The 4,228-nt window shown below is 75.1% G+C and carries 4 protein-coding genes; all 4 read right to left on the minus strand.

Annotated features, from left to right (window positions below; translation table 11 throughout):
- Nucleotides 1–152: 152 nt before the first annotated feature.
- The gene (locus tag KN815_RS16040) at nt 153–1,400 is read right to left on the minus strand and encodes an MFS transporter (RefSeq protein WP_216342599.1); all 1,248 of its coding nucleotides are present in this window, start codon (nt 1,398–1,400) and stop codon (nt 153–155) included.
- Entirely contained in the window at nt 1,397–2,530 is a 1,134-nt protein-coding gene (locus KN815_RS16045; RefSeq protein ID WP_216342600.1) for a PLP-dependent cysteine synthase family protein, read from the minus strand. The genes KN815_RS16040 and KN815_RS16045 overlap by 4 nt, the downstream gene beginning before the upstream one ends.
- A gap of 125 nt (nt 2,531–2,655) precedes the next feature.
- On the minus strand, nt 2,656–3,066 hold the full coding sequence (locus tag KN815_RS16050; protein WP_216342601.1) for a hypothetical protein: 411 nt from the start codon (nt 3,064–3,066) through the stop codon (nt 2,656–2,658).
- Nucleotides 3,067–3,103: 37 nt separating this feature from the next.
- Nucleotides 3,104–4,228: NAD(P)H-hydrate dehydratase (locus tag KN815_RS16055; protein ID WP_216342602.1), on the minus strand; the 1,125-nt coding region annotated here is incomplete at its 5' end.

A 4,228-nucleotide genomic window follows, 5' to 3' on the forward strand; every position in this document is an offset into this window, starting at 1 on the left:
GCTGTCCGCCGGAGGCGCCCACGGTCCGCACCCGGTGTGCGACCCGGGGCCGGGTGTTGGGTGCGGCCCCGCCCCTCCTGCCGCCCTGCGGCTACCCGCCTGGGCTGCCGCCTGGTGGCGGGTGCGATGCCGCGGTTCCGCTTCCGCATCCGTCAGGCGGGCGCGGCCCGGGGTGCGGTGGTGAGGCGCCCATTGCGGGCCAGGGCGCGCACGGCCGCCGCGCAGCCCAGACCGGTGGCGGTCAGCACCAGCCAGGGCAGCCAGGTGACGTCGTGGCGTTGGGCGTGGTCCCAGATCGCGCCGGTGGCCAGGTTCCCCAGGGTGATGCCGAGACCGGAGACGGTGTTGTAGAGCCCGTAGTGGGTGGCCACGAGGCGGCCACCGGCGAGGGAGACGACGGTGTCCATCTCGAAGGGGTAGACCACCGCGCTGCCCACCGCGAGCAGTGTCACGGCGGCGGCGAGCGCGGCCATGACCGCCGCGGTGGCGGACGGCGTCAGGGCGAGCGGGAGGAAGGCCAGGCCCATCAGGGTGAGCCCGCGGACCAGGGCCTGGTCCGCGCTCCAGCGCCGCCTGGCCCAGCCGGTCAGCCGCAACTGTCCGGCCACCGCGACGGCGGCGGAGAGCACGAACAGGCCGCTGGTGGCCTTTGTGCCGTCCGTGCCCAGTGCCCGGTCGGCGGCGAGCGGGAGTGCCAGGTAGACCTGGAACGTCAGGACGTAGGAGCCGATCATCGCGGCGGAGAAGAGCAGGAACGGTCGGTTGGCGACGACCGTGCGCCACTGGGCCAGCACCCCCGCTGTCCGCTCGCCCGCCGTCTCGTCGGCGTGGCGGGCGGGCAGGGCCCGCCACTGGAGAACGCTCAGCAGCGCGAAGATCAATGCCGCGCTCGTGCATACGAGGCGGAAGTCGGCGGCCAGCAGCGCGAGCCCGACCAGTGGGCCGAGCAGCATCCCGGCCTGGTAGTAGACGTTGAACGTCGCGAACGCCGCCACCCGGCGCGTCCCCGCCTCGGCCGCGAGGTAGGCGCGGACGGCGGGGTTGAAGAGCGCGCCGGCGAAACCGGTGGCCGCCGAGGCGATCACCAGGGCGGGCAGTGCGTCCACCCAGCCCAGCAGCGCGAACCCGCCGGTCCGCAGCAGACACCCGGCCATGATCGGGGCCTTGTAGCCGTAGCGGTCGGCGAGGGTCCCGCCGATCAGGAACATGCCCTGCTGGGAGAGGTTGCGCACCCCGAGGACCAGGCCGACGGCCCAGGCCGCCAGGCCCAGGTCCCCCGTCAGATGGGCGGCGAGGTAGGGCATGAGCATGTAGAACGCCAGATTGATGGCGAACTGGTTCGCCATCAAGAGCTGGGCGCTGGGCGGGAAGGAGCGGGTGCTGCGCCACAGGGCCTTCATCGCCGCACCGCCGTGGTGTGGTCGAGGTCGGCGAGCGGGTCGGTCACCGTGGTGCACCGGGTCCAGGAGGTGACCGTCCGCTCCCGGGGATGGGCGATCTCCTGCGGTGCGTCGGGCGGGAAGTGGCCCAGCAGACCGTGTTCGCGGCAGTAGGTCTCGCAGAAGACGGTGCCGGTGTACCGCTGGGGTCCGTCGGGGAAGATCGCGGCGATCCGGGCCTCGGCGGGCAGGACCCCGGCGAGCCAGCGGGCGGTCAGCGCGACCGCGCCCACGCTCCAGCCGCCGGTGGCGTAGTGGCAGCGGGCCAGCCGCCGAGCGGCCCAGACCGCTTCGGGGGCGGCGACCCAGTGGACTTCGTCGAAGAGGTGGTAGGCGACGTTGCGGGGATGGATGCTGCTGCCCAGGCCGCGCATCAGCCGCGGGGCGGCGGGCTGGCCGAAGATGGTGGAGCCGGTCGTGTCCACGCCCACCACCTTCAGGTCGGGGAAGAAGTCGCGCAGCACCGAGCCGACACCGGCCGAGTGGCCGCCGGTGCCGACGCTGACCACCAGGGCGTCGATCCGCCCTAGCTGGGCGACCAGCTCATGGGCCAGTGGCCGGTAGGCGGCCACGTTGTCGGGGTTGTGGTACTGGTCCGGGCACCAGGTGTCCGGGTGGGCGGCCAGCAGTTCGGCGACCTTGTCCCGGCGGGCCTGCTGCCAGCCGCCGGCCGGGTGCGGCTGCGCCACGACGTGGACGGTGGCGCCGTAGGCGGCCAGCAGGCTGCTCATCATCGGCTCCATGCCGGGGTCGGTGACCACCGTGACGGGGTGGCCGAAGGTGTTCCCGGCCAGCGCCAGGCCGAGGCCCAGGGTGCCGGAGGTCGATTCCACGATAGGGGCGCCGGGCAGCAACTCGCCCCGGTCGCAGGCGGCTTGGACCATGTACAGGGCGGTGCGGTCCTTGATTCCGCCGGGGTTGGCGCCCTCCAGCTTGGCCCAGAATCCGCGGCCCGGGGCGGCGAACGGCTCGCCCACCCACAGCAGCGGGGTGTTGCCGACCAGCCCGGCCGGGGTCCGTGCGCTGGGTGCGGTCGCGGCCAGCAGGCCGGCGGGAGGGCAGGGGGAAGTCACAGCGGTGATGGTGTTCATCGGCGTCTCTTTCGACGGCCCGGCCCGCTACGGGGCCGGCCGCTCGGGTTGGCGAAGAAGATGGCCTGCGTACCGCCGCGGGAACGGCGACGGTCCGCGTCCCGCGCGCGGCGGCGCGGCCCCTTCTAGATCCGCCAGACCCCCAGTACCGCCCGGCCCCCGGCGGGCGGCGCCCGCTTGCCCCCGCCCGCCCCCGCCTGCCAACCGGGCGGCGGCATGTCATCCGCGGCGAACGCGGCGCCGGAGGCGGCCACCGCGCCGGGAAGCGTCAGGGAGCAGTCCTGCTGGACCCGGCCGGGCTCGTCGCCGTCGTGACAGCGCGAGGCGGCATCGCCGTCCGCCGCCCGGAGATGGTCGCCGGTCGCGACGGCTGCCGTCGCCGCCGAGCGGACGGCACTCAGCGAATCCACGCCGCCCATCCGCTGGGGTCCGTGCGCACAGGCAAGGAGATGGACCACCGTGGCCAGCGCTGTGACCAGCCCGGCCAGGGCCCACCACCCGGCCCGGCCGCCACGGCGTCGCACTCCGACAGTCACATCGCCCAAAGTAGCCGATCGACTGCGTAGGGTGCGCTCAGGCCAGCACGTCCCGCCACGTGTCCGTCAGCGCCGTCGAGACGTCGTACGCGGCGATGGGGGCGCCATGCGGGGTCGTGGCGCGGCGGGCGGCCAGGCCGTGGAGGTAGGCGCCGACGGAGGCGGCATCGCGGGCCGGGAGGCCCGTGGCGAGGAGGGAGCCGATCAGGCCGGAGAGCACGTCGCCGCTGCCCGCCGTGGCCAGCCAGCCGGTGCCGGTGGGGTTGACGCGTACCGGCTGGTGCTCGGCGGCGATCAGCGTCGTGGACCCCTTCAGGAGGACGGTCGCGCCATAGCGTTCGGACAGGGCCCGCACGGCGGCGAGGCGGCCCGACTCGACCTCCTCGCGGCTCACGCCGAGCAGCGCCGCCGCCTCGCCCGCATGCGGGGTGAGGACGGTGGCCGCCTCGCGTTTGCGCACGTCGCTCCCGGTGGGCAGCAGGTGGAGCCCATCGGCGTCGACCAGGACCGGGACGTCGGAGGCGAGGACGTCGTCCAGGGAGTGCTTGGCCGCCGCGCCGTCGCCGAGGCCGGGGCCGACGACCCACGACTGGACGCGGCCCGCCTTGGCCGGGGGACCGGTGTGGACGAGGGTTTCGGGGAAGCGCGAGATGACGTCGTCGGCGGCGGGGCCGACGTAGCGCACCGCCCCCGCGCCGCCCCGCAGCGCGCCCGAGACGGCCAGGACGGCCGCGCCCGGGTAGCGGGCGGATCCCGCGACGACGCCCACCACGCCGCGCCGGTACTTGTCGCTCTCGGGCGTCGGCCGGGGCAGCAGCGCCGCCACGTCCTCGTGCTGGAGCGCCGCCACGTCGGGGTCGGCCGGGAGATGGGCGTCCAGGCCGATGTCGATCAGCCGCAGGGCGCCCGCGTGGGTGTGGGCGGGGTCGATGAGCAGCCCCGGCTTGTACGCGCCGAAGGTGATCGTGGCGTTCGCGCGCACGGCGGAGCCGCGTACCTCGCCGGTGTCGGCGTCGACCCCGCTGGGCAGGTCCACGGCGACGGCGATGCCGCGCACCGCCCGGACCAGCCGCTCCGCGTCGGGCCGCAGCCCGCCCTTGCCGCCGATGCCCACGATTCCGTCGATGACGAGGTCGGCGCGGGCGACGGCGGCCTCGGCGCG

Source organism: Streptomyces niphimycinicus, from assembly GCF_018883605.1.
GTDB classification, from domain to species: Bacteria; Actinomycetota; Actinomycetes; order Streptomycetales; family Streptomycetaceae; genus Streptomyces; species Streptomyces niphimycinicus.